Below are 25781 nucleotides of genomic sequence, written 5' to 3' on the forward strand. Positions count from 1 at the left end.
AATTTAGAAATGAGAAATTTGGACCATTTAATTTAGCGTATTATTTGATAATGTAAAATTTAGCAATTTATACCAAATCTATTTAAAAAAAATTTATTTTAATAAAATGACATGATCGGTTTGAACTTTTAATTGTTTAAAATTTTATAAAATTTTTCATAACATTTTGTAATACATAGGTTTTAGTAAGAACGCAATTTTTCATTTCAAACATAAAGTGTTTAACTACAATATATACGTAAGCGCTATGGAAAAGTCAGAAATTAACACTATTTATGTTTAAAAGAATTATTATACTGCTTAACTTTTATTAAATACTATTTAAATCTCTATAGATAATAAAAATAAAGTCATCGATTGATTATATGCGCATCAATTTTCTTAAAGATCTTACTGTTGATGTAACTAATTTGATTGTATAATCAATTTCTTTTTCACTTATAAATCGGCCGAGTGAAAAACGGAGCGAACTGTGAGCTAGTTCTTCACTAACACCCATTGCACGTAATACATAAGAAGGCTCGATATTTGCAGATATGCAAGCAGAACCGGATGATAATGCTAAATCTTTTAGTGACATAATCAATGATTCCCCTTCAACATTAGCAAAACTAATATTTAGAATGTTAGATATGCCCTGTTCTAACGAACCATTAATTTTAATATCTTTTAGTGCGCTAATACCTTGCCACAAACGTTGACGTAATTTTGATAAACGTTCCGTTTCCTCATGCATTTCTTGACGAGATATACGACAAGCTTCACCCATACCTACAATTTGATGTACTGCTAGTGTTCCAGAACGCATTCCACGTTCATGGCCACCTCCATGAATTTGAGCATTAAGATTCACTTGTGGTTTCCGTCTAACCCATAATGCTCCAATACCTTTAGGTCCATAAATCTTATGTGCTGAAAAAGAGAATAAATCTACAGCCAAATTATGAAGATCAATAGGTATCTTACCAACGCTTTGTGTTGCATCAACATGTAATAAAATGCCATGTAAACGACATAAAAGACCTATATTTTCAATATCTTGAATAACACCTGTTTCATTATTTACATGCATCAAAGATACCAATATAGTATCATTACGAATTGCTGATTTTAACATATCTACATTGATAATTCCATTACTTTTAGGTTGTAAAAAAGTAACGTCAAAACCTTTTTTTTTCAATTGTAAGCAACTATCAATAACTGATTTGTGTTCAGTTTGACTAGTAATGATATGTTTACCATGTAAGTAATGGAGCGTTGCTATGCCTTTAATTGCTAAATTATTAGCTTCAGTTGCACCAGAAGTAAACACTATTTCTCGTGAGTCAGCATTAATTAATTCAGCAACCTGATTACGTGCTAAGTCGATTGCTTCTTCTGCTTCCCAGCCAAAACAATGGGAGCGAGATGCAGAATTTCCGAAAATACCGTCTATAGTAAGACATTGCATCATTTTATCAGCAACACGCTTATCTACAGGCGTAGTAGCCGCATAATCTAAGTAAATAGGTAACTTCATTGGTAAAAAATTTCCTATGAAATTATATAGTTTACTAAAAGTAACATTTAATGTTCATAACATTAACAAAAGTTATAAAAAAGTACAGATCAGGCCGGAAAATATAATATATAAGTTTTATCAAAAAAATATAAAAATTTTTTTACCAATTATCATATTTTTAAAAATTATTGTAGTTTTATTGCTTTGAGCAATTTTATTTAATTATTCAAGACCAATAAATAACAAAAAAATTAACATAACTATATTTAATATATAAATAATTTATTGTTTGTATGTTTAATGACATACCCTGACTTACGACTCTGCACATTCCATGAGTCGATCTTATCTTATTCAAAATAAATTTTCAATAAATTTATTATATTTTGAATTATTTAGTAATTCTCAATTTATTTTAAGAATTGAATGACATCAATAAATGTATTTCACTTTAATAAAATACTATATATAATAAATGTTTATTTAAAATGAGAATTTTTTAAAAAAATCAAATCATATACTTATTAAAGTAAAGATAAAATTTAACATGATCATCTATAATACATCATAGTTTTAAAATTAAATATGTATTTAAATACCTATTTTGGTGCCTACACTAAATGAATGATTAAGACGTTAGATAAATAATTTACATTACATAGAAATAATCTTTTTCTTCGGTAATTTTTATATGAAAAATTTTTTAAGATAAAAAGGGGTTCTTTAACTATCCTAATAAAATTTTGTATTACTGTTTATTGCCGCTTGTATTAAGTGTCGTACAGGATTAGGAGTTATTTACCATTAATGCGTAATGAATTTTTAGTACTTTATGTAATTAGTGTTCACAACTTAACGATTATAGTATGAGCAGTGGCAATATCTATACTCTAGACAATATGGTTCTACAAATGGGCGGGACGACTGTCTACTAAATATAAAAATGCATGTATAAGTTTATATTAACATATTTAATGTATTATTGGACTAATGCATTGCTTTTGTCGAACTAGTTTAACAATTTTGGATCTAGCTTATCTTGCCGCTGTCAGTGTCGATTTTTATTTTTAAATTATCTTAAAATTCTGGTATTTTTTAGCAGGTGATTTACTAGTACGCAATCAAGTAACTAATATAATACTGACTTTATTGGTTTCCTGAATTATATCATAGCAAAGAATATAATAGTACATAGTTCGCAGGTTGTTAAAATATTTTTGGAAAACATATTTAATGTATTTAACAATTAATAAAAAAGGCAGTCAAGCCGCCTTTTTGTTAATTATTATTTAATATGATTGAATATATATCAATTAAATAATTAACATTTGCTCGTTTGTCTGCGTTGTCCTACACTTCCCAATATTGCAGATAGCAGCGATTCAATCAAAAGCATAAAAAAGATATACCAGCTTGTTTTTGCAGTTGCTGAAACTGCTTGTTCTGCTGCTTTACGGGCTTTTTGCTCTGCTTGTTGTTTGAGCTGTTGAAATTTTTGAATTGTTTGCCGATATCTTGTTTCAAATTGATTAACGATTTTTTCTGCTTCTCGGTCATCTATATCATTACGCAATTTTATAATTTTTTTCAAAATATCACGATCTTTAGCTTCTAATCTATTGTGATGACTATTTACAACATTACGAACCCAATTAGTAATATCTACATCAGTATGAATATTTCGATTTATGTTGTTATTTTTTTCCTGTACGTTATAGATTTGATTATTAATATTTTTTTGTAATGTATTACTTTCTAATACTGGTGTAGTAGCTTTATTGATTAGTTCTTTTAATTCATTTTGAAAATTTTCTAAATTAATGTTATTTTCTTGAAGTTTTTCTTTTACGATTTTAGTTAAAGAGGGTGCAATATTTGAAACACCTTGGCTTAATGCATTAACACTATGACCAACAATATTAAATACACCGCCAATGACGCTGCTAGCAAATGAAATTGTCAACCATAATGTAATAATAGTGCTAATACCAAATACTAGTAATCCATGTAATGCTCCTTCATGTTGTGCTAGTCGTCCAGCTATAAAACTTCCTAATCCTATTGATAGTAACATATTTAAAGAAGTCCAAATTAATGCACTATTACCAATATGTTGGAATGGATTTTGTTCTTGTAGTGGATTGATAGTAGTTGCTCCTATTGCTGTACCAAGCAACGATAGTGTAATATGCACTATTAATGCAGCAATTACTCCAACAAAAATTGAGCTCCAAGAAATATGCTTTAAAGGCAGCTCCATACGAGCTCCATGGAGAGTTGTTCTAGAATTATTGTTAATCCAAGTTTCAGGCATAATGGTTCTCCTTACGATAAACAACAATACAACATAATTTAATACATCTATTAAAATTCTACTGTTATTCAGCGTAGACAGAGAAGTCTGTTTCTGCCAGGCAGAAAACTACACTAATACACTAGCAAATTGTATAAACAGCATAAATATATATTAAGGTATTTTATTAACTAGCATATAATATGCTCTAAATTCTACTTTAGAAGATACAAATTCAAATGTAAATATAAAGCAAGATCTTTAAATAAGATATAGCAAATAATTACTGTGTTTAAATTAACTTAAATTGAATTATTTTATTGAAAAGAAAAAATTTAAATATCGCTTCATTTAATTATTTAATTTTTTTTAAAAAATTTAATTTTACTAAAATTTAGCAAAGCCATTCATTGCTAACTGTAGAGTAAAATTACTTATTCTAGTTTCAGCGAAGAATTATGGTGTTAATAACGATAGCAGAGATTTAATTATATACAGGGAAACTTGCACAGATATCAAGAACTTTTTGTTTAGTTTTTGTGATCACTTTTTCATTATTAATATTATTCAACACATCAGAAATCCATATAGCTAATTCACACACTTCTGTTTCTTTAAAACCACGACGCGTAACTGCAGGCGTACCAAGCCGTATACCAGAAGTAATAAATGGTGTTTCAGGGTCATTCGGTATGCTATTTTTGTTTATCGTTATATTAGTACGACTTAGTGTGATATCAGCTTGTCTTCCAGTCAACTTTTTGTTTATAAGATTAATTAGAAACATATGATTATAAGTTTCACCACAAATAACATTGTAATCGTGTGCAATAAATACTTTTACCATTGCTTTAGCGTTTTTTATAGTTTGTAATTGATAATTTTTAAAATTCGGTTCCATTGCTTCTTTAAGTGCAACTGCTTTACCAGCAATAACATGCATTAGAGGACCACCTTGACTGCCTGGAAATACCGCAGAATTAAGTTGTTTATAAAATTCTTCATTGCCATTTTTTGCCAAAATTAGTCCACCGCGAGGACCGGCTAAAGTTTTATGGGTTGTTGACGTTACAACGTGTGCATATGATATTGGGCTTGGATATAGATCTGCAGCAATTAGACCTGCAACATGGGCTATATCAACTAAGAGGTATGCACCTATACTATCAGCAATTTCGCGCATTTTAGCCCAATTACATAAACCAGAATAAGCAGAAAAACCGCCAACGATCATTTTTGGTCGATGAATTTGTGTTAATTCAGTTAATTCATCATAATTAATTTGTCCAGTTTTATCTATTCCGTAGAATATAAAATTATACATTTTACCAGATAGGTTAACTGATGAACCATGGGTTAGATGACCACCATGCGATAATTTCATGCCAATAATAGTATCACCTGGTTTTAATAAAGCAGTATAGACGGCAAAGTTAGCTTGAGAACCAGAATGTGGTTGTACGTTTGCATAATCTGCATTGAAGAGCATTTTTGCTCGTTCAATAGCTAGTTCTTCAATAATATCTATATACTTGCATCCCCCATAATATCGTCTGCCAGGATAACCTTCTGCATATTTATTCGTCAGTTGTGAACCTTGTGCTTCCATAACACGTGGGCTGGTATAATTTTCTGAAGCAATTAATTCGATATGTTTTTCCTGACGCACTGTTTCTTGCTGCATTGCTTTCCATAACTCTATATCATAATCAGCAATATTTGTTTCATGTTTTAGCATCTATATTTCCTAATTTAGAGAGTATTAATTAATGTAGTATAAGAATTAAATTTTTATTTTAAAGTCAAAGGAATACGAACATTAAACGTTATATAATAATATTTTTTTTTAATATTTGCTAAATATTTTAGTCATCTATAAGTAGATCAACTTGTTGATGAATTGATATTCATGTGATTGAATTTATTTTTAATTTTGAATGATTGAATCATATGGATAGATACTTAAAAGTAAAAATATTAATGAAGAAAATATTTTATAACATAAACTTAAATAAATTTTTATAAAAATTTTATATATAAATACATTTCTATGTTCGCAAATATTAAAGTTAATCAATACTAGAAATAAAAAATTACTTGATTTCTATTGAATTATGTATAGATATATTTTTATTTAACTAAATTAAAGTAGTTTATAATGTAAAGGTTATTGTGGAAAATTGACTCATACTTGTACATTTACCTTTGTGAAACTTACTAAAAAATACGACAATTAAAAATAATCAATAAATATCGACTTAAATATGTGTCATGGTTTATGTGTTTTAAATGTAATTTAATTTTAAAAAGAGATGATTTTTCTAAAAAAAGTTATAATAGTCTCTATTATATAAATTAATATTTATTAAATTAATTTGTTTAACATTTTTTTGAATTAATATTATGAACTTTAAGTATAAAATTATTTATTAATATATAATCAACAATTCTTCAATTTATTTTTTTAAAAGAACTTATGAAAATTTAATTTTTCTATTTATTTTAAAAGGAATAGATATATTTAATAAATTAAAAACTTTATATATTTTCAATGTATTTTCTTTTATTTAAAATTAAAAATATTCTTAATACGAATAACGACTTCAAAAAATAAATGGTTGAATTAAGTAAATTAATATTGAATATATTTATTTATAATGAATCATACCTTTTATAATTATAATTCATTGAGTTAAATTTAAATTATGACGAATAATTTTGTATTCATTAATCAAGCATAATTTAATATGAAGTTATCAAAATAATACTATTTACTAGGTTTAATATTCAATTTAAAAATTCAATAAATATATCTTAAAAGTGTGCAATTATGTGTAGATTGAAACTAATTTAATAAATTTATAGATAAAAAATTTAAATGAGAATTTATAATAAATATTGTTTTTGAAAAAATACAATTAAATACTTAGTGTTTGCTTAACTTGATATTAAAGTTCATTGAATGAACTATTGACCTAAATGATGAAAACATCAATTGATGCGTTATTCTCTATCTATTTTGCTGAATTCAAAAATTATTATAATATACACAAAATATGTTTTAGATGCGGTATTAATTAATGTTTATTCGCCTATGCATGCCATGCTACTAACTTCTTTAAGTTAATTTATTACTGTATGATTTTCAAAACCAATTTTCTAGTTACGTACCATATAGTCATGTAAAATTATAGTAATAATAATACGATAAGTAATTTTTATTAGCAATGTTTTTCTTTTTTGACTTTTTTTTAGCAAAGATCAAACTGGCTTTGATACAGAATATTTTACATTGTAATATTTTGATTTTATTTATCTACTAATAGTTTGTGTTTTATAAGCTATTTTTATTTAAAAAAATATCATATTTTATATCAATCAGTTTGTTATAATTTTTTCAAATTCATTTATTTTTTTAGTAACTTAAATTAATTTAATATGAAATACACTTTCAGATTAGCATAATACGTTAAATAATTTCAAATTCTCAGTTTTATATTTAGTAGATATGTGACGTTATAGTTATTGCTTAAACTATATTTTCAATGCACTTATACTTGCTTTGTATTAAGTAAATAAAAAATTAAAATAACTAGTTTATTTATTGTTACTAAATAATTCTAGTACAAAATTTGCAATACGACGTTTGTGAAAATTATATATAAAATGATAAGGATCGCTTCTGTTAATTTATAACATCGATTTATAATTTTTTATAAATGGCATTCTATTTTTATATTATTTACTTCTTATAAAAATAAAATCTAAACTCGTATCGCATTGTTCTATAACTATAACAAATCGCAGCTTAATTATCACTGATACTAAAGGTATTTTTAGACTACTTTATTAAAATGAGTTTGCACATAATGATAATGTTACCTTTATCAATATTATTGGTATAAATCTTATTAATATAATTTGCGAAGATAGTTAGTTTCTTATCATCGTTATTATTGAATGTACTATTGTGGTTCATTACTTTGTTTATAAAAATTAAAAATTTACTTTAATACTGGATAAGCAAATTCTTTATTAAATTCTGTATTACAGAATACTGTTTGAATAACAATTTTTTATAAAGTTACGATATGAATAAATTGACCACAACTCCTTTTTTATTATTATTATTTAGAATAAACTATTTCAACTTGCATTATGAATTATATTATAGTTAAGTTCTATAATAAATGGGTTGCGTTAGTGAAGGTATTATGGTGGCATTATTAACTTATATATTAAGTAATATATATAAAGTTTTTTAATAAAATTAAATTTACCTTTTTTGTTCACAAAAATATTCAATTATGTAACTTCTCAACAATATTTTTATTATCTTTAATAGCATAGATATAAAGATGCTGTGTACATATTTAAAATAATTTGAAAAATTAATGAATAATTCATTTTTAAATAATTTTAAAAAGTAATTTATGAGATTTGAATCAATTGAGAGTTTATTATATGTAAGTATTTAACTGTATTGTGTGTATTGGTATTATTATTTATCTCGATAGATTTTATGTATAGATATATCGTAGGTACATCATGATAAATTTATTATAATATTTAATCAAGTGAATTAATAAAATTATGAAAGATCATTAAATTAAAAATTTTACTAACTAATAATAGAACAGTAAATTTTTAACAGTACTTGAATTTAATGAGTTTAAATATTACATGTTTTTAACTATATATAATTTATATAAATAAATCATGTATATTATTATACATTAAATAAAATAATGAAGTATGTTTTTTCTATTTTTAATTAAAAAAATCATATAATAAACATATATGTATTTTGTATACATAAAAGGTATCTTTTATCATTATCCATTTATTATTAAATAATAAATTTTTTATTACGGCATGTAAGAAAAAATTTATTTAAAATTTCTCTACATTCATCAGCTAATATTCCGCTATCAATCTTTATATTATGGTTCATTTGTAGGTAGTCGATTTTTTTAAAAAATGTACTTACTACAGCAGTTTTTCGATCTTTTGCACCGTATACTAACCGAGTGATACGACTATGCATCATTGCACCAACACACATTAAACAAGGTTCTAAAGTGACATATAAAATAGTATTCAGCAATCGATAATTTTTTAATACTTTGCCACCCTTTCTTAAAGCCATAATTTCCGCATGTGCCGTAGGATCATTTTGACTAATGGGTTGATTCCAACCTTCAGCAATAATTTTATTCTTCTGTATTAGCACAGCACCTACTGGTACTTCACCTTGTTTACAGGCATAATGTGCTAACTCTAATGCATAGTGCATCCAGTATTGATCAGTGCATACAGTCATTTATCTATCTCCGTGAATACAAATAAAATATTTCATGATAAAATTCGCTGAATGAAATTTAAAAATAAAATATTCTGCTTTCAATCTAATATTACAGATGATATTCACACATAATAGAATGAAAAATTTAAGTAACAGAAATATTAAATGAAAATTTAACAAATAGTTAATAAATGAAAATCTATTAGAGATTTACGATCCATAATTATTAAAAAATACTATTTCTTATGTATATAAGTTCTGAATCAAAAGTTGTAGATTAATTTTTTAAATATTTATTAATTAATCATTGTTACACAGAACATCAACATTTCATCTTTATTAAATAAATCAATCAGTCAAAAATAGTAAAAATTTGCATATGTGAGTTTCTTTATAACATCCTTATACCTTTATAGCATAGCTAATTCTCGATAATAACTGTAGCGTAAGCATAGTGGCGTTCATCTGCTAAAGTGACGTGAGTTCGCCTAATACCGAGTTTTTGAGCAATTACTTGAGCGTAATTTAAAAAACGTAAACCAGGCTTACCTAATTCATTGTTATATACTTCAAACTGATTAAAAGCTAGTCCTCCGCAAATACCAGTACCAAAAGCTTTGGCTGCTGCTTCTTTAACTACAAACCGTTTTGCAAGAAAATGTGCTTGCTGATTATGTATTTGATATTTTTTTAACTCAAATATACTTAAGATACGCAACGCCAAACGGTTTCCAGAACATTGAATAATTTTTTCTACACGCTCAATTTCTATAATGTCACTTCCTAATCCAAGAATCGCCATTAGTGACGTGCTGTCCACATTAGATTTTTCATCTCTTTAATAGCATCAGATAAACCACTAAATAATGCACGACTAACAATTGCATGACCAATATGTAGTTCATGTATTTCTGGTAAAGCAGCAATTGACTTAACATTATAATAATTTAAACCGTGACCAGCATTAACTTTCAGACCTAAGCTAACAGCAAAATTTATAGAATCAATGATGCGAGTTAGTTCGATATTGCGCTGTTGACCTTCGAGTGCCTCAACATATCTACCAGTATGAATTTCTATAGATGACGCTTTACTTAACATGGCTGATTCAATTTGCTGACGATTAGGGTCAATAAACAGCGACACTAAAATTCCAACTTCGTGCAATCGTTTTATCGCACTATTAATTTTATTTTGCTGATTCGCTACATCTAATCCTCCTTCAGTAGTTAATTCTTGACGTTTTTCTGGCACTATACAAACAAAATGCGGTTTAACTTTACATGCAAAATTTATCATCTCATTGGTCAATGCTATTTCTAAATTCAATGGTATCTGAATGATATCATTTATAGCACATACGTCGTTATCTTTAATATGTCGCCGATCTTCACGCAAATGGACAGTGATTCTATCTGCACCTGCTTGTTCAGAAATAATTGCAGCTTGTACTAAATTGGGATAATTTGTACCACGTGCATTTCGTATAGTAGCAATATGATCAATGTTCACTCCCAATAATAAATGAGACATTAACAATCCTCTATATTTTAATTTTAATTAATATAATTTTTATATTGTAATGACATCTACTTCTAACATATAAAATTTTAAATTAACGATTACTACATTAGTATAATTTTACTATAATTTATATTACAACTATTTGTTCTTTAAAATTAAAAAAGACCATTATATAGATTAGCAGCGCAATAAAATAATCACATTTATTTGCTAAATAGTTATCTTAATATCAGTTTGAAACAACGTATATCAGTCAAGCTGAAATTGAATTATGCAGCTATTCATAATTTATTAAAAACCCACTGACAAAAAAATTTCTTTTTAAAAACATCTCTTCTTAAATAATGATAAACTAGTACAAAATAGTTTTTTTAATTACTCAATAGTTTGGTTTTAAAAATCTTTTACGAAAAAATCCGTTCTTCTGATAATGTATAGTAAACATTAATTATGAATTATATATATTAAAATACTATTTTAGTATCTTTATTATAGCCTAAGCCTAAATTATATAACATATATTGATTATCTACCCAGCCAGATTTTACTTTAACCCAAAGTGTCAGATGGACTTTAATTGAAAAAAATTCTTCAATATTTTTACGCGCTTTAATGCCGATTTGCTTAATCATGCTGCCTTTATTGCCAATTACTATTTTCTTTTGACTATTACGTTCTACTATAATAAGGGCTTTAATATTATAGTTTCCATGGTTATTAAGAACAAAATCTTCAATTTTTACAGTTAAAGAATACGGTAGCTCATTATTTAAAAAATTCATCAATTTTTCACGGATAAGTTCAGATACCATAAAATTCTTCGAACAATAATTAGTATAACATTTTGGAAAATGATGTATACCAAAAGGCAAGTGTTTACGCACTATGTTAGCGATAATATTAAGATTTGTTCTAAATTTAGCAGAAATTGGAACGATATCAATAAAATGCATTTTTTGGCTAACAAAACATAAATGTTGTAATAGTCTCTTTTTATTTTTAATATAATCAATTTTATTGATTACTAAAAGAACGGGAATGTTACTTTGACGTAGTTTTTGTAATACCATTTCATCATCTGGCGTCCAACGAATACCTTCTATAACAAAAATAACTAACTCAACATCAGCGATACAACTAATTGCCACACGATTCATTAGACGATTGATAAGATTTTTTTCTTTAATATGTAAACCGGGTGTATCCAGATAAACTGTCTGGTATATATCTTCAGTGTGAATACCCATAATACAATGTCGTGTAGTGTGAGGTTTACTTGAAACAATAGATATTTTTCTTTGCACTAACTGGTTTAGTAAAGTAGATTTACCAACATTTGGGCGACCTACAATTGCAAAAAAACCAAAATAACTCTTTTGACATTCCTTCATCCGACTCCTTGCATGTTTACTAGAACTATATAATTTATGTATACTTAACTTAATTATTTATTCTAAGCAAAGTTTACGTAATGTCTTTTCTGCAGCTGCTTGTTCTGCTTTACGACGACTTGAACCTATTCCTATTACTGGTTCAGTCAAAGTATTAATTTGACAATTAACACTAAATTCCTGATCGTGCGCTTCACCTCGCACTTGCACAACAATGTAACAAGGTAATGGTAAATGGTGTCCCTGTAAATATTCTTGTAATCGCGTTTTTGGATCTTTTTGTTTGTTACCGGGCCTAATTTGTTCAAGTCGTGTCTGATACCAGTCAAGAATTAAATTTTCAATGACTTGCATAGTACTATCCAAAAAAATACTACCAATTAATGCTTCTACTGCATCAGCAAGAATGGATTCGCGATAGACTCCACCACTTTTTAATTCACCAGGACCAAGACGTAAGCATTGACCAAGTTCAAATTCACGGGCTATTTCTGCTAAAGTATTACCACGTACTAATGTCGCACGCATGCGACTCATATCACCTTCATCTACACATGGGAAGCGATGATATAATGCATTAGCAATGACATAGCTCAAAATAGAATCACCAAGAAATTCAAGACGTTCATTGTGTTTAGTGCCAGCACTGCGATGAGTGAGCGCTTGTGTTAATAATTCCGAATGAATAAAAGTGTAACCTAGCTTGCGCTGAAGCTTATTAAGTTTATTACACTTATTTATGAATATAGCGTTCATGCAATTCCAATTATTATTTACTTCTATCACTTTTACTCTCTAAATACTAAATACAAATGTAGACAAAAGACTATGTATTGCGTTAGTTTTATAATGTATTATGCTAACATGATAAAATATCACTAATCTATTTTATATTGTAAAAAGATATTCTGTTAAAGCTAATTATCAATGAATACTACCAATTCGATTCAAGCGTATACCAGTTGGCCATTGCCCTTCTTTTTTATCAAAGCTCATCCAAATAGCTACCACTTTGCCTAATAAATTTTTCTCTGGAACAAAACCCCAATAACGGCTATCGGCACTGTTATCACGATTATCACCCATCATAAAGTATTGGCCTTTTGGCACAATCCAAGTCGATAGTGGTTGACCTACTTGTTGATAGTACATGTTTGCTTGACTTGGTAATTCATTTAGCAGAAGAATATGGTGTTTTACATGATCGAGAGTTTCTTCACGTGTACTAAGGCGAAGACCTCTATGTATAGTTTTATCTTTTGGTACTTCATAATATCCATTAATTATTTGGTTTTCATTATTACCAAATTCACTAAAAGTTTGTATAAATAGACTAGGTTCAATTTTGGTGTAAGTAATAGGTACTACAGTTTCATATTTGCCGTTTTTATTACAATCAGCATTGATAGTAAGAGTTTTATTATATGGATTAAAGACAATGCGGTCACCTGGTAATCCTATAATCCGTTTTATGTAATCTACTTTTGTATTTTTTGGGTATTTGAAAACTACAATATCACCGCGTTTCGGGTGTCCTGTAGGCATGAGCGTCGTTTGGGTAAGAGGTTCTTTAATACCATAAGCAAATTTTTCCACAAGAATAAAATCTCCAATTAATAACGTTGGCATCATTGAACCAGAAGGTATATGAAAAGGTTCAAAAATAAAGGAACGTATAATTACAACTATCGCTAATACCGGAAATACAGACGAAATAGTCTCTATCCAATGTAGTTTTTTAATAATATAACGCTTTAGAAAAACTGCCTTAAATCGATTAACACACCAAATAACACCGGTTAGCATCGTAATTATTACTAGAGTAAATGTGAAAGCATTAGCCATTAAAAGGTTCCTATTTACTATCTTTGCCAATATGTAAAATAGCAAGAAATGCTTCTTGTGGTACTTCAACGTTACCAATTTTTTTCATTCGTTTCTTGCCTTGTTTTTGTTTTTGCAATAATTTCTTTTTTCGGCTTATGTCACCTCCATAACATTTTGCTAAAACATTTTTACGTAATTGTCTAACAGTTGAACGGGCAAAAATATGCTTATCAATAGCTGTTTGAATAACAACATCGAATTGTTGACGTGGAATCAGAGTTGTTATTTTTTCTATTAATTCACGTCCACAATATTGTGCCTTATCGCGGTGAGTGATAAGCGATAAAGCATCAATACGTTCTGAATTAATCAAGACATCAACGCGTACCATATTAGCGACTTGAAAACGCTTAAATTTATATTCTAGTGAAGCATAACCGCGTGAAACAGACTTTAAACGATTGAAAAAATCGAGAACTACTTCAGACATTGGCATTTCATATGTTAGAGAAACATGCCTTTCATAATATACCATGTTTATCTGAACCCCGCGTTTTTCGACACATAATCTAATAACGTTACCTAAATATTCTTTCGGTAATAATATGCAACATTCAGCAATTTGCTCTCGTATCTCTTTGATATGATTTGATTTTGGAAATTTAGAGGGATTATCTATATATTTTACTTTTCCATCAACAGTTTTAACTTTATAAATCACTGAGGGGGCCGTAGTAATTAGATTAATATTATATTCTCGTTCCAAACGTTGCTGAATGATTTCCATATGTAACATTCCAAGAAAACCACAACGACAGCCAAAACCTAAAGTTGCAGAATTTTCTGGTTCGTAAAATAATGAAGAATCATTTAGACTTAATTTGCTTAATGCATTATAGAAAGGATCATAATCATCTGATTTTATAGGAAATAAACCTGCATACACTCGAGGATTTATTTTTTCAAATCCTGGTAATGCATTAGTTGCAGAATGATTTAAAAGCGTTAAAGTGTCACCTACAGGCATGCTTAGAATTTCTTTTACCCCGCATATTAACCAACCTACTTCACCACATTTTAGCTCTGTTCGATCAATTTGTTTTGGTGTAAAAATTCCTAGTCGTTCTGCATTGTAAACTTGACCATTACTCATAACTTTTATTTTTTCGCCTTTATGTAATCTTCCTTCTTTAATGCATATTAGCGATACTACACCTAAATAATTATCGAACCAAGAATCAATAATTAGTGCTTGTAATGGAGCGTTTGGATTACCTTGCGGTGATGGAATATCACGCACTAATCTTTCTAATACGTCTTGTACGCCTAAACCAGTTTTTGCAGAACATCGCACTGCATCTGTAGCATCAATTCCGATGATATCTATAATATCTTCTACGACACGTTCTGGATTCGCAAGGGGTAAATCAATTTTATTTAGAACAGGTATCACTCGTAAATTCATTTCAATAGCAGTCAAACAGTTTGCTACTGTTTGAGCTTCTACGCCTTGATTAACGTCTACAACTAATAATGCTCCTTCGCACGCAGCTAGAGAACGAGATACTTCATAAGAAAAATCAGTATGACCGGGAGTATCGATAAAATTAAGTTGGTAGATTTGACTATTAAGCGCTTTATAATAGATTGTTACGCTACGTGCTTTAATAGTAATACCTCGCTCACGTTCTAATTCCATTGAGTCTAGAACTTGCGATACCATCTCACGACTGCTTAAACCGTTACAACTTTGAATCAAACGATCAGAAAGTGTGGATTTTCCATGGTCAATATGAGCAATAATAGAAAAATTTCTTATTTCTTTCATTATTTGAGAATATTTTATATATAAAATGTAATAGATAATGTATCTGATTATAATCAAGCGTATTGCATTATGTTAAAATTTAGAATAGTTAAGTAATGATAATGACCTTATATTTTATTATATTTGTTTTAATTATTTAATTATTAATTAGTTAATTAATTTTATGAGTCTGAGAGATCACAAACGATATTTTAAGTTATAATAATAGTCTTCATAGATTCAAACAACTTACAAGTTTTACATCTGGTTGCTTTAAGCAGTACTTGATTCAAAAATTAGAACTCCAAATCTTGGATAACTATTTGCAATTCTAGAAATTCTCTACTATTGTCACATCATCGTCAATGTTTAAAAAAACCTTTAATTAAGAGTGCAATTGGCATGCAATAATATTTAGATCTGACTAATTAAGATGACCAAGATAATGTTGTTATCAAAATAGCAATATCAAGTTCAAAAACTTTTATATAAAATCTTACTGAATACATTATTCTTTTTTAAAAGATTATAAGCGGGAAATGCAGTATTTTTTATTTTTTTCATTTTTATATATTTCAGATTTAATAATTAATATGCACTGTATATAAAAATTTAAAAAGGCAAGTTAAAATTCTATATCTATTCTCACTATGATTTGCTTTAATTATGAGATAATTGTTACATATCTTTTCATAATTTTTGCGTATTGCGCTTCCTTTATTAAAATTAGTAATTTTACATCGTAGCAGTAAACTTATGTTAAGTAAGTAATTATTTAATTTTTTAATTAATGATGTAATTTTAATAAAATCATTAGAGCTTTCTAATTGTATTATGTTTTTAGATAACTATTTAATGTTTTTTTTCATCAAACTTAATATTTATTAAAAATGTTTATAAAAACATCGAAACTCACTATAATAAATTGATTTAATTTCAATTAATAATCTAAGCATATTGCTAATTTTTTTGAAAAAAATATTATTGCTAGAGTAATACATGCATAATGTCAAAATTCAAATTAAAAAATCAGATAATAAACATTGGTATAGGTATGTATTTAATAAGGAAATGATATGATTAAAATTCGGATGTATAAATTAAAATTTGTGTAGATTAATATACATTGATTTTCTAACCTAGAATACTAGCAGAGCGTATAAAATGTTAGTAGCTTTGATTGATATTACTGTATTTCGTCTGTGATAATAGCAAGTTTTTATGAAAATTTTTTTGAAAAAATTAGCAATATCTTATAGTTACATTCGAAATTTATTGCAAAAAAATTTATAAAATTTTTATTTTTTAGCGCGAAAATTTCGTATGTATTTTAAATAATATGATTGATATTGTTAAATTTTTTTAAAATTGAAAATTAAAAGTTATCGCTAAAATTATATATAATATTAAATTTTGTCATCAAAACATTTAAAATACCATATATATATTATATATGTTCTTTATTTGGATCTTAATTATGATATAACGTGTTATTTTATTAAAATGTTTAATGGCCTCAATATAATTGTATTAGAAATTACACTATTAACTCATTTTCAAAAAATTTTTTAAAATTTAATATTATAATGTTTACCATAATTTAATATTTTTTTATATTAATCATGTTTAATTTAATATATTAATATAATATAATACATTATTTGCATAATATTTATTATCTATGAATTATAAAATGAACTGTGTATTCATATTATTTCTAATTTAATTATGTGATGACATTAGATGTTTTTATCAAACATTATATAGAATTGCAAAAATATTATTTAAATTTTAAATAAAAATAAATGAGTTAAAATGCAATAATTAACATTGTCTTTATAATGCGATCTAACTTTTAAAAAAATTAAATTAATTCGTTTATTTTTGGCAAACAGGCAATAAAATTTATAAAAATTATTTATCTATTTGTAACAAAATATCAATGCAATTCATTGTTCTAAAAAATTTAATACGTTTTGTCTTTAAAATATAAAAAAAGATTTTTATATTAATTTGTTTACAAAAATTATTAGTTGTATTTTTATATTAAAAAAATAAATTAACTGTTTTGAATAACCATAGGAATTAATAAAATAAACTATGATAATCAATAATGTTTGTTTTAAATAGCATATTTTAATATTATTTTTTTAAAATAATTAAAGATTACATAATGTTAATCGTAAACTGATTTAAAGTGATTCAGGATATTATTATAATGAGTTTATATATAAATAATTTTTTTACCTGTTAAGTATTATGAAATTTTTAGATGACTTTTATTGTGATGTCCTAATAATAGGAAGCGGTGCTGCTGGTTTATCATTAGCAATACGTTTAGCCCCATATTATCGTGTTATTGTTCTAAGTAAATCACAGCTAAAGGAAGGTTCTACATTATATGCGCAGGGAGGTATTGCTGCCGTTTTCGATGAAACTGATAGTATTGAATCGCATATTGCCGATACTTTAATTGCCGGTGCTGGTTTGTGTGATGCTAATGTTGTTAACTTTGTTACTACTAACGCTAAACATTGTGTTCAATGGTTGATTGATCAAGGTGTTATTTTTGATAAAAACTTTCAAACTCATGGAAAAATTAACTACCATTTAACACGTGAAGGTGGCCACAGTCATCGACGTATATTGCACCATGCCGATGCTACTGGTCATGCAATAGAAACAACTTTAGTTCATGAGGCATGCAATCAATCTAATATCTCTATCTTTGAATATACTAGAGCAATAGATTTAATTCTTTCTGATAAAATAGAAATATCAGGCAAACGACGTGTACTAGGTGCCTGGTTTGCAAATTATCATGATGAACAAGTGAAAATTTGCCGTGCACGTGCAGTAGTTTTAGCAACTGGTGGTGCTGCTACAGTTTATCAATATACAACTAATCCAGATGTAATTTCAGGCGATGGTATTGCTATAGCCTGGCGTGCCGGGTGTCGTGTAGCAAATTTAGAATTTAATCAATTTCACCCAACATGTTTATATCATCCTTACGCAAAAAATTTTTTGCTAACCGAAGCACTACGTGGTGAAGGCGCCTGGTTATTGCGGCCAGATGGCACTCGTTTTATGCCTGATTTTGACTATCGAGCTGAATTAGCACCACGTGATATTGTAGCGCGCAGTATTAATTATGAAATGAAAAGATTGAGAACAACTTGTATGTATCTTGATATCAGTCGACAGTCAGAAGATTTTATTTATTCCCATTTTCCTAATATTTATAAAAAATTAATTCAATTTGATATAGATATTACCAAACAACCTATTCCTATTGTACCAGCAGCACATTATACCTGTGGTGGAGTAGTAGTTGATCTTCAAGGCAGAACTGATATTGACGGTTTATATGCTATAGGAGAAGTAAGTTATACTGGTTTACATGGTGCAAATCGAATGGCATCTAACTCATTATTGGAATGTTTAGTGTATGGCTGGTCTGCTGCAGAACATATTATTCATAATTTACCTAAAATGACTATGTCGGAAACTTTACCGTCTTGGAATAAGATATTATCTAATAAACTGGATAATGTAGTCATTCAACGTAAGCGGCATGAGTTGAAAGCATGCATGTGGGATTATATGGGTATAGTACGCACGAATCAGGATCTAGACTATTTGAAGAGTTATATTAAAGAATTACAATATGAAATTGACGATTACTATGCCAATTTCGGTTATTCAAATCAGTTATTAGAATTACGCAACTTAGTGCAAGTTTCTTTGTTAATGGTTCGTTGTGCATTGGAACGTAAAGAAAGTCGTGGCTTACATTATACTTTAGATTTTCTAATACTTCTAGACAAAGCAGTGCCTACAATTTTAATACCATGATAATTAAAATGCACGAGCAAAAAATTATAAATAGGTTTTTGTATATTGGGTTAGTGTTAAATTTCATAATTGAATGCTCAAAAATAAAAAATTTAGCATAGTTAGATTATATCTAAAAGCAATATAGTAAAATTAATATTTTACACAAAAGTTATTAATAGTAAAATATATATTGAGTATGAAATGTCTTTCTTAGTTTAATATTTGTTGTGTTTATTCTTCGTACGAAGAAAATACACTAAGCTAAACGTCTTTCCTAATATTAAGGAGTTAGCAATGGCTAATAAATTAACCTGGTATGATGTGTTAGCTGAAGAAAAAAAGAAATCTTATTTTAACAAAATATTGAAAAAAATATCAAATGAACGTATGAAAGGTGTTGTTATCTATCCGTCCCAAAAAAATGTATTCAATGCTTTTCGTTTAACTAAATTACATAATCTTAAAGTAGTTATTTTAGGTCAAGACCCATATCATGGAACTAACCAAGCACATGGCCTAGCATTTTCGGTCCTTCCTGGTATTGCTATTCCTCCTTCTTTATCGAATATTTATAAAGAAATAGAACAAGATATTCCTAGTTTTGTACGCCCAAAACATGGTTGTCTTGAACATTGGGCAAAACAAGGTGTCTTACTTCTTAATACTATTCTAACAGTAGAAGCAGGAAAAGCACATTCACATTCTGATTTTGGTTGGCAAAGATTTACTGATCAGGTTATTAGTGTTATTAATGATAATTGTAGAGATATAATATTTCTTTTATGGGGCAAGAATGCACAGAAAAAAAGTGATAAAATTGACCACCGGCGACATTATGTATTGACAGCGGCTCATCCTTCACCTCTCTCTGCATATAATGGTTTTTTTGGTTGTAAACATTTTTCTCAAGTTAACGTATTGTTAAAGTTATATAATCGCGTACCGATTAACTGGACACCACCACCTGTGTAAATAAGTATAAAGAAATAAAACAGCCGCGTGCCGCGGCTGTTTTTATAAAATTTATAATTTAGCTTTTGTTACTGTCACCATTGCTGGTCGAAGTAAACGACCATTAAGTGTATAACCTCGTTGCATTACCATTAAAACATAGTTTGGGGTTATCTCTTCTGATTCAATCATGGACATTGCCTGATGAATTTCCGGATTAAATGGAACGTTAGTACTATTAATTACTTCTACACCAAACTTATGCACTGTATCTAATAAAGATTTTAGTGTTAACTCAATCCCTTCAATGATAGATGATAGTTTTTCATTGGATTTATCGCTCACTTCTAGTGCACGTTCTAAATTATCAATTACAGGAAGTAATTCATTAACAAATTTTTCTAAACAAAATTTATGTACTTTCTCTAAATCTATTTCAGTGCGTCTTCTAATATTTTCGATTTCAGCTTGAGAACGTAACTGTATATCACGTACACATTCCTGTGATTGAGCTAATTCTATTTCCAATTGTGCAATACGCTGATTCAGCAAATCTTCCTGGGCAATAGTTGCTACTTTCTCAATTTCCTTTTCGATGTTTAAGAGTGATTGATCCTGATCTATTTCTTCTAAAATTTTTTCATCAGAGGTATTCTGATCTGTTTTTATATTATTCATGAATTTCTCCGCGTTTTGCACATTTATCTCGCTTGCTCGCTTATTATAAGGATCAGTTTTATGGTTTCAAGTAAACCTATCACATTGCTTTTGTAATTTAACTTATTCAGGGATATTTATTAAATGAATAGATATTTTAATTATATTGGGATTGTGGGTCAGCCGCGTCACTCAACGGCACTAACAACACACAAAATGCTTTGGCATTGGCTGACATCAAAAGGATATAAAGTGCTTATTGAACAACAGATTGCACGTGAATTAAACATAAAATATGCAAAAACAGGTAGTCTAGCAAGTATTGGCAAATCTGCTGATATGGTAGTAGTTGTTGGTGGCGATGGAAATATGCTTAGCGCTGCTCGTGTTTTAGCTCATTATGATATTAAAGTAATTGGAATTAATCGAGGTAATTTAGGTTTTCTTACCGATCTAGATCCTGATAATGCACTACAGCAACTAGATGATGTCTTAAAAGGCAATTATTTTGTAGAAAAACGTTTCTTATTAGAAGCACAAATATGTAAGCAAGCATGTACACTACGTATTGGTAATGCCATTAATGAAGTTGTTGTGCATCCTGGTAAAGTAGCACATATGATTGATTTTGAAGTTTACATTGATGAAGTATTTGCATTTTCACAACGCTCAGATGGTCTGATTATTTCAACACCAACTGGTTCTACTGCTTATTCACTTTCAGCAGGAGGCTCAATTCTTACACCATCGCTAGATGCAATTGCGATTGTACCTATGTTTCCACATACATTATCAGCACGTCCATTAGTAATAAACAGTTGTAGTACTATTCGCTTAAGGTTTGCTTCAGTAAATACTGATTTAGAAGTCAATTGTGATAGTCAAGTATCTTTATTAATTCAACAAGGAGAAGATGTTTTAATTCGCCGTAGTAATGATAATCTCACCTTAATTCATCCGAAAAATTATAATTATTACGATATTTTAAGTTCTAAATTAGGCTGGTCAAAAAAATTGTTATGAACAATCTTACAATCTATTTTTGTTATACCAGTAAAAATTAATTTTAAATATAATAACATTATCTTATTATACAATAATTTTTACTAGCGGAAAGCAGTAGTAATAGATTACTAAAATAACACGATTTTGGTACTTACATTATAATTATGATTCTACATTTCAATACATATACGTTTTTAATATTTAAGTTTTTATTAATTAAAAATTTTTAAATGTCATTTAATCATAGATGTTTAATTTTATTAAACATGCGATTTCAAATTTTAAATAATACAAAACTTTATTATAACTATTAAGATAAGTACAATATAACACGAGAATTTAATGTTAAAGCTAATATTTATAGTTTGTGAAATACCATAAATAAAAAATAATATTATTATGGTGAATTTGCGAATTCTTTTATAAGAACGATTAAAATTTAACTATATTGAATAGGAAATTTAAAAAAATGAGTTTTTATGGCAGCACAATAAAGAAATTTTAAATCAATAACATATCGAATAATATAATTAATTGAATTCTTTTAAATTTTAACATGTATTGTGTTATTTAAACTAATTTAAAGCAAAAATCATATTTAATTCCTAAAATATCGGGAATAAATTACCTGGTATTTACTAAATTAAATCAAATATTATAAAAATTAATAAAAAAATCGTAAAGCAATTTATCATTCTTGATTAAGAATACAGTGATTATATTTTTAACGTTTTATAATAGTAGAAATTCACATTGAAAAATATTTATAACAATAAATCTTAAAAATTTTTGAAAATTATTGAATATTTACTTATTCGTATAACCATACACATACTTAAATTTGATCTAATTAATTAACTTATCTATTATTGAGAATAATATACTAATTGTAGTATATTAAATAATTAATATTATTTTTTGATTTTACAATTACTATAAAATAACCTTTTAAAATAAAAAATAGCATATAAATAAGCTTAACTCTATGTCTAAATGCTTATTTAAATAATAAATATATAAATAATAAAAGTTTTTATATGATTTTGGATCTATTCAATTATAATCAATAAAATTGAACCAAACGTTAATTTTATTCGGTCTCATAAAATGATTATGTATATTAAATAAATAGTTCTGACTTAAGTAACATATATGGTATTATATATTGGATAAGAAATAGACAAGTAAAAACTGATAGTACAATATAAAAAATCATACATAGTTCTTACGGCATTATGTAATATTGAATTTTGAGTATGACCAAGTTTATCTTTCACAGACCGTACCAAAACTGATTCATAGGATTACAAATACGGGGATGTAATGAATGTATTGTAAAATATCAGCTATTTTTATAGCAGTAATATTAAGTATGACGGTTGGATGTTCTAATCTTAGAAGTATTGTTTATTATCCAGATATTAATCAGGGTAACTATCTAGTTGTCAATGATCTCAAAAAGATTCATATTGGTATGACAAAACAACAAATTGCTTATATTCTTGGAACACCCATTTTGCAAGATTCATTGAGCAACAATAATATTTGGTATTATATCTTTCGTCAAGAGTTGAATCATAAACTTTTAAAACAACAAATATTTACACTTATCTTCAATGATAAAGATATTTTAAAAAAAATTAATGACAAGACCTTTATAAACAAAAACAAGCATTAGTAATCATAAAAAAAATATTTTTATTTATTTTTAACGCATTTTTTTGTATTATTGGTTTTTGCATATTGTGCACGTTGTCTGCGCATTTCTTTAGGATCAGTAATTAAAGGACGATAAATTTCTATTCGATCTCCATTTTCAATCAAATAATCTAAAGTTACTAATCGACTAAAAATACCAATTTTATTTTTATGTAGTTGTATATCCTGGCGTAATAAAAGCAATCCTGAAGTTTCAATTGCTTGTTGCACTGTTGCGCCTTTTTTTAAGGTGATACTATATACATACTGTTTATCTGGTAGAGCATATATTACTTCTACCGTAATATTGGACATACAATATTCCTTTGAAAAATTCAATTTATATTTATTTTTTAATAATTTTTTAAATTATCTCAATAATAATTTTTATTATAATAAAATATATTAAAACTTTATTTATAAGTGTATTCTATTAAATTTAATGTTGATGAAATCAAGATTAAATCCTATGCTTATAAAGCATATTAAAAAAATTTAAAATTTTATAATTAATTTTAAATTTTTTCATAACATACTAAATGTATAGCAATATTATAATTAGCATTATAGCATTACAAAAAATTTGCCAATGATATAAAATAAAAACATGTTACTGTATAGAAAGATTAGTAATATAGATTTCCCTATTCGATCAATATGAATTAATATTTAACATATACTATATTTTATTATGACAAAAAAAAAATTGCGTCGGCTTGATACATGTATCATTGCTGTTAACAAGCGCGCTCATTATGAGTTTTTTATTGAGAAAGAATTGGAAGCAGGCATAGTATTATATGGATGGGAAGTCAAGGCACTACGTTCTTATAAAGCCAATATTAGCAATAGTTATATTTTATTACAAAATAATGAAGCTTATCTATTTGGTTCCACATTTGAACCGCTTTCGGTAGCTTCTTCTCATATAACATGCGATTCGATTCGTAATCGTAAATTACTATTAAATAGAAGAGAACTTGACTTTCTTTATGGATCTATACATTATAAAGGTTATACCATTATTGCATTATCACTTTATTGGAAAAATGCTTGGGCTAAACTAAAATTAGCCATTGCGCGTGGTAAAAAAGATTATGATAAACGTAATGATATTAAATATCGTGAATGGAATATTCAAAAAGAAAGAATTTTAAAAAAATTTCCCTATTGATGATTGCTATATCAAGTTTTTTGATTATAATAATATGTGACACATCGGGGCTGATAATGGATTCGACAAGATTTTCAAAATCTAAGGTGCATGCCAAGGTGCGGTGGGCCTTGTAAAAAACCGCAAAAGATAGTTGCAAAAAAAGAAAATTACGCTTTAGCGGCCTAATATGCTGTGTAAAGCCCTTTCTTCCTAGCTTTTGCTCTTTAGGACGGGGTTAAAAGAAAGGTCAAAGATACTAAGAGCTCGCGTAGATGCCTTGCTTACGGTGGACACGTTAAATTTTTTCAGAAGCTAGTTTATGAAGCGCGTGTCTGTCCGCACTTCATGAGCAAAATTAAAGATTAGACTAAGCATGTAGTACTGAGGACGTAGGAATTTTGGACGCGGGTTCGACTCCCGCCAGTTCCATGATAATATTAATTTTTATTTTTGAATTTGCATAAATAAATGATTAAATCAAACATTGTTCAATGTAGCTAGAAAAGTTCAAAAACCTAATTTATTAGATAACGTTATAAAAAAATTATTGAAAAATTTTCATTAAAACAGATTGAATATTTATTTGATTACTATTAAACGCTTCCCATGGATAATGTAGACACTGATTAATTATAAACCTATTGTTGTTCATAAAGCATTATATCCCAGAACAGATACGCTGTTTTTAATTAGAAAAACAATTAGTTTATTGTTTTTATTGAAAATATTAATAAAGAAAAGAATTTGTCAATCATTTTATACAATATGTATTCTTCAGTTGTTTTCAATTTGTGTATTGAAATATTCTATAAAATTCAAATTA

At 27.5% G+C, this 25781-nt stretch carries 17 protein-coding genes and 1 other RNA gene; 6 read left to right on the plus strand and 12 right to left on the minus strand.

Going from position 1 to position 25781, the window contains the following annotated elements; translation table 11 throughout:
• Window positions 1–361: 361 nt before the first annotated feature.
• From BMSBPS_RS00170 to lepA, 10 genes are all read right to left on the minus strand, one after another.
• Window positions 362–1522: an IscS subfamily cysteine desulfurase gene (locus BMSBPS_RS00170; protein WP_022564399.1), complete on the minus strand. Its 1161-nt coding sequence runs from the start codon at window positions 1520–1522 to the stop codon at window positions 362–364.
• A 1303-nt stretch (window positions 1523–2825) separates the two neighbouring features.
• Window positions 2826–3818: a hypothetical protein gene (locus BMSBPS_RS00175; protein WP_022564400.1), complete on the minus strand. Its 993-nt coding sequence runs from the start codon at window positions 3816–3818 to the stop codon at window positions 2826–2828.
• A gap of 463 nt (window positions 3819–4281) precedes the next feature.
• Window positions 4282–5535, minus strand: a complete 1254-nt coding sequence (gene glyA, locus BMSBPS_RS00180) for a serine hydroxymethyltransferase (protein ID WP_022564401.1) — start codon at window positions 5533–5535, stop codon at window positions 4282–4284.
• A 3111-nt stretch (window positions 5536–8646) separates the two neighbouring features.
• Window positions 8647–9120, minus strand: a complete 474-nt coding sequence (gene tadA / locus BMSBPS_RS00185) for a tRNA adenosine(34) deaminase TadA (RefSeq protein ID WP_022564402.1) — start codon at window positions 9118–9120, stop codon at window positions 8647–8649.
• A gap of 403 nt (window positions 9121–9523) precedes the next feature.
• A complete protein-coding gene (acpS, locus tag BMSBPS_RS00190; protein WP_022564403.1) occupies window positions 9524–9904 on the minus strand; it encodes a holo-ACP synthase in 381 nt (126 codons plus the stop codon).
• Window positions 9904–10635, minus strand: a complete 732-nt coding sequence (gene pdxJ / locus BMSBPS_RS00195) for a pyridoxine 5'-phosphate synthase (protein WP_022564404.1) — start codon at window positions 10633–10635, stop codon at window positions 9904–9906. The genes acpS and pdxJ overlap by 1 nt, the downstream gene beginning before the upstream one ends.
• A 455-nt stretch (window positions 10636–11090) precedes the next feature.
• Complete coding sequence (era, locus tag BMSBPS_RS00200) at window positions 11091–12017, minus strand: GTPase Era (RefSeq protein WP_046201048.1); 927 nt, start codon at window positions 12015–12017, stop codon at window positions 11091–11093.
• Window positions 12018–12074: 57 nt separating this feature from the next.
• Entirely contained in the window at window positions 12075–12773 is a 699-nt protein-coding gene (gene rnc, locus BMSBPS_RS00205) for a ribonuclease III (RefSeq protein ID WP_044169988.1), read from the minus strand.
• Window positions 12774–12941: 168 nt separating this feature from the next.
• Window positions 12942–13862, minus strand: coding sequence for a signal peptidase I (gene lepB, locus BMSBPS_RS00210; RefSeq protein WP_022564407.1), 921 nt, complete (start codon window positions 13860–13862; stop codon window positions 12942–12944).
• Between the two features lie 10 nt (window positions 13863–13872).
• On the minus strand, window positions 13873–15672 hold the full coding sequence (gene lepA, locus BMSBPS_RS00215) for a translation elongation factor 4 (protein ID WP_046201049.1): 1800 nt from the start codon (window positions 15670–15672) through the stop codon (window positions 13873–13875).
• Between the two features lie 2238 nt (window positions 15673–17910).
• On the opposite strand from lepA, the gene nadB reads away from it, so the two are divergent.
• The gene (gene nadB, locus BMSBPS_RS00220) at window positions 17911–19509 is read left to right on the plus strand and encodes an L-aspartate oxidase (protein ID WP_046201050.1); all 1599 of its coding nucleotides are present in this window, start codon (window positions 17911–17913) and stop codon (window positions 19507–19509) included.
• Between the two features lie 276 nt (window positions 19510–19785).
• A complete protein-coding gene (gene ung, locus BMSBPS_RS00225; protein WP_022564410.1) occupies window positions 19786–20463 on the plus strand; it encodes a uracil-DNA glycosylase in 678 nt (225 codons plus the stop codon).
• Between the two features lie 51 nt (window positions 20464–20514).
• Here ung and grpE read toward each other — a convergent pair whose 3' ends face one another.
• On the minus strand, window positions 20515–21120 hold the full coding sequence (gene grpE / locus BMSBPS_RS00230) for a nucleotide exchange factor GrpE (protein ID WP_022564411.1): 606 nt from the start codon (window positions 21118–21120) through the stop codon (window positions 20515–20517).
• Between the two features lie 123 nt (window positions 21121–21243).
• Here grpE and nadK point away from each other — a divergent pair, with 123 nt between their 5' ends.
• Complete coding sequence (gene nadK, locus BMSBPS_RS00235) at window positions 21244–22122, plus strand: NAD(+) kinase (RefSeq protein ID WP_022564412.1); 879 nt, start codon at window positions 21244–21246, stop codon at window positions 22120–22122.
• Between the two features lie 1309 nt (window positions 22123–23431).
• Complete coding sequence (gene bamE / locus BMSBPS_RS00240) at window positions 23432–23782, plus strand: outer membrane protein assembly factor BamE (protein ID WP_022564413.1); 351 nt, start codon at window positions 23432–23434, stop codon at window positions 23780–23782.
• Between the two features lie 20 nt (window positions 23783–23802).
• Here bamE and BMSBPS_RS00245 read toward each other — a convergent pair whose 3' ends face one another.
• Window positions 23803–24117, minus strand: coding sequence for an RnfH family protein (locus BMSBPS_RS00245; protein ID WP_022564414.1), 315 nt, complete (start codon window positions 24115–24117; stop codon window positions 23803–23805).
• 376 nt (window positions 24118–24493) lie between these two features.
• Between BMSBPS_RS00245 and smpB the strand changes: the two genes are divergently transcribed.
• Both smpB and ssrA read left to right on the plus strand, forming a co-directional pair.
• A complete protein-coding gene (smpB, locus tag BMSBPS_RS00250; protein ID WP_022564415.1) occupies window positions 24494–24976 on the plus strand; it encodes an SsrA-binding protein SmpB in 483 nt (160 codons plus the stop codon).
• Between the two features lie 46 nt (window positions 24977–25022).
• Window positions 25023–25390, plus strand: a transfer-messenger RNA (tmRNA) gene (gene ssrA, locus BMSBPS_RS04485).
• Window positions 25391–25781: the final 391 nt, after the last annotated feature.

Origin of the sequence: Candidatus Pantoea carbekii, assembly GCF_000971765.1 — a bacterium.
Taxonomy (GTDB): domain Bacteria; phylum Pseudomonadota; class Gammaproteobacteria; order Enterobacterales; family Enterobacteriaceae; genus Pantoea_A; species Pantoea_A carbekii.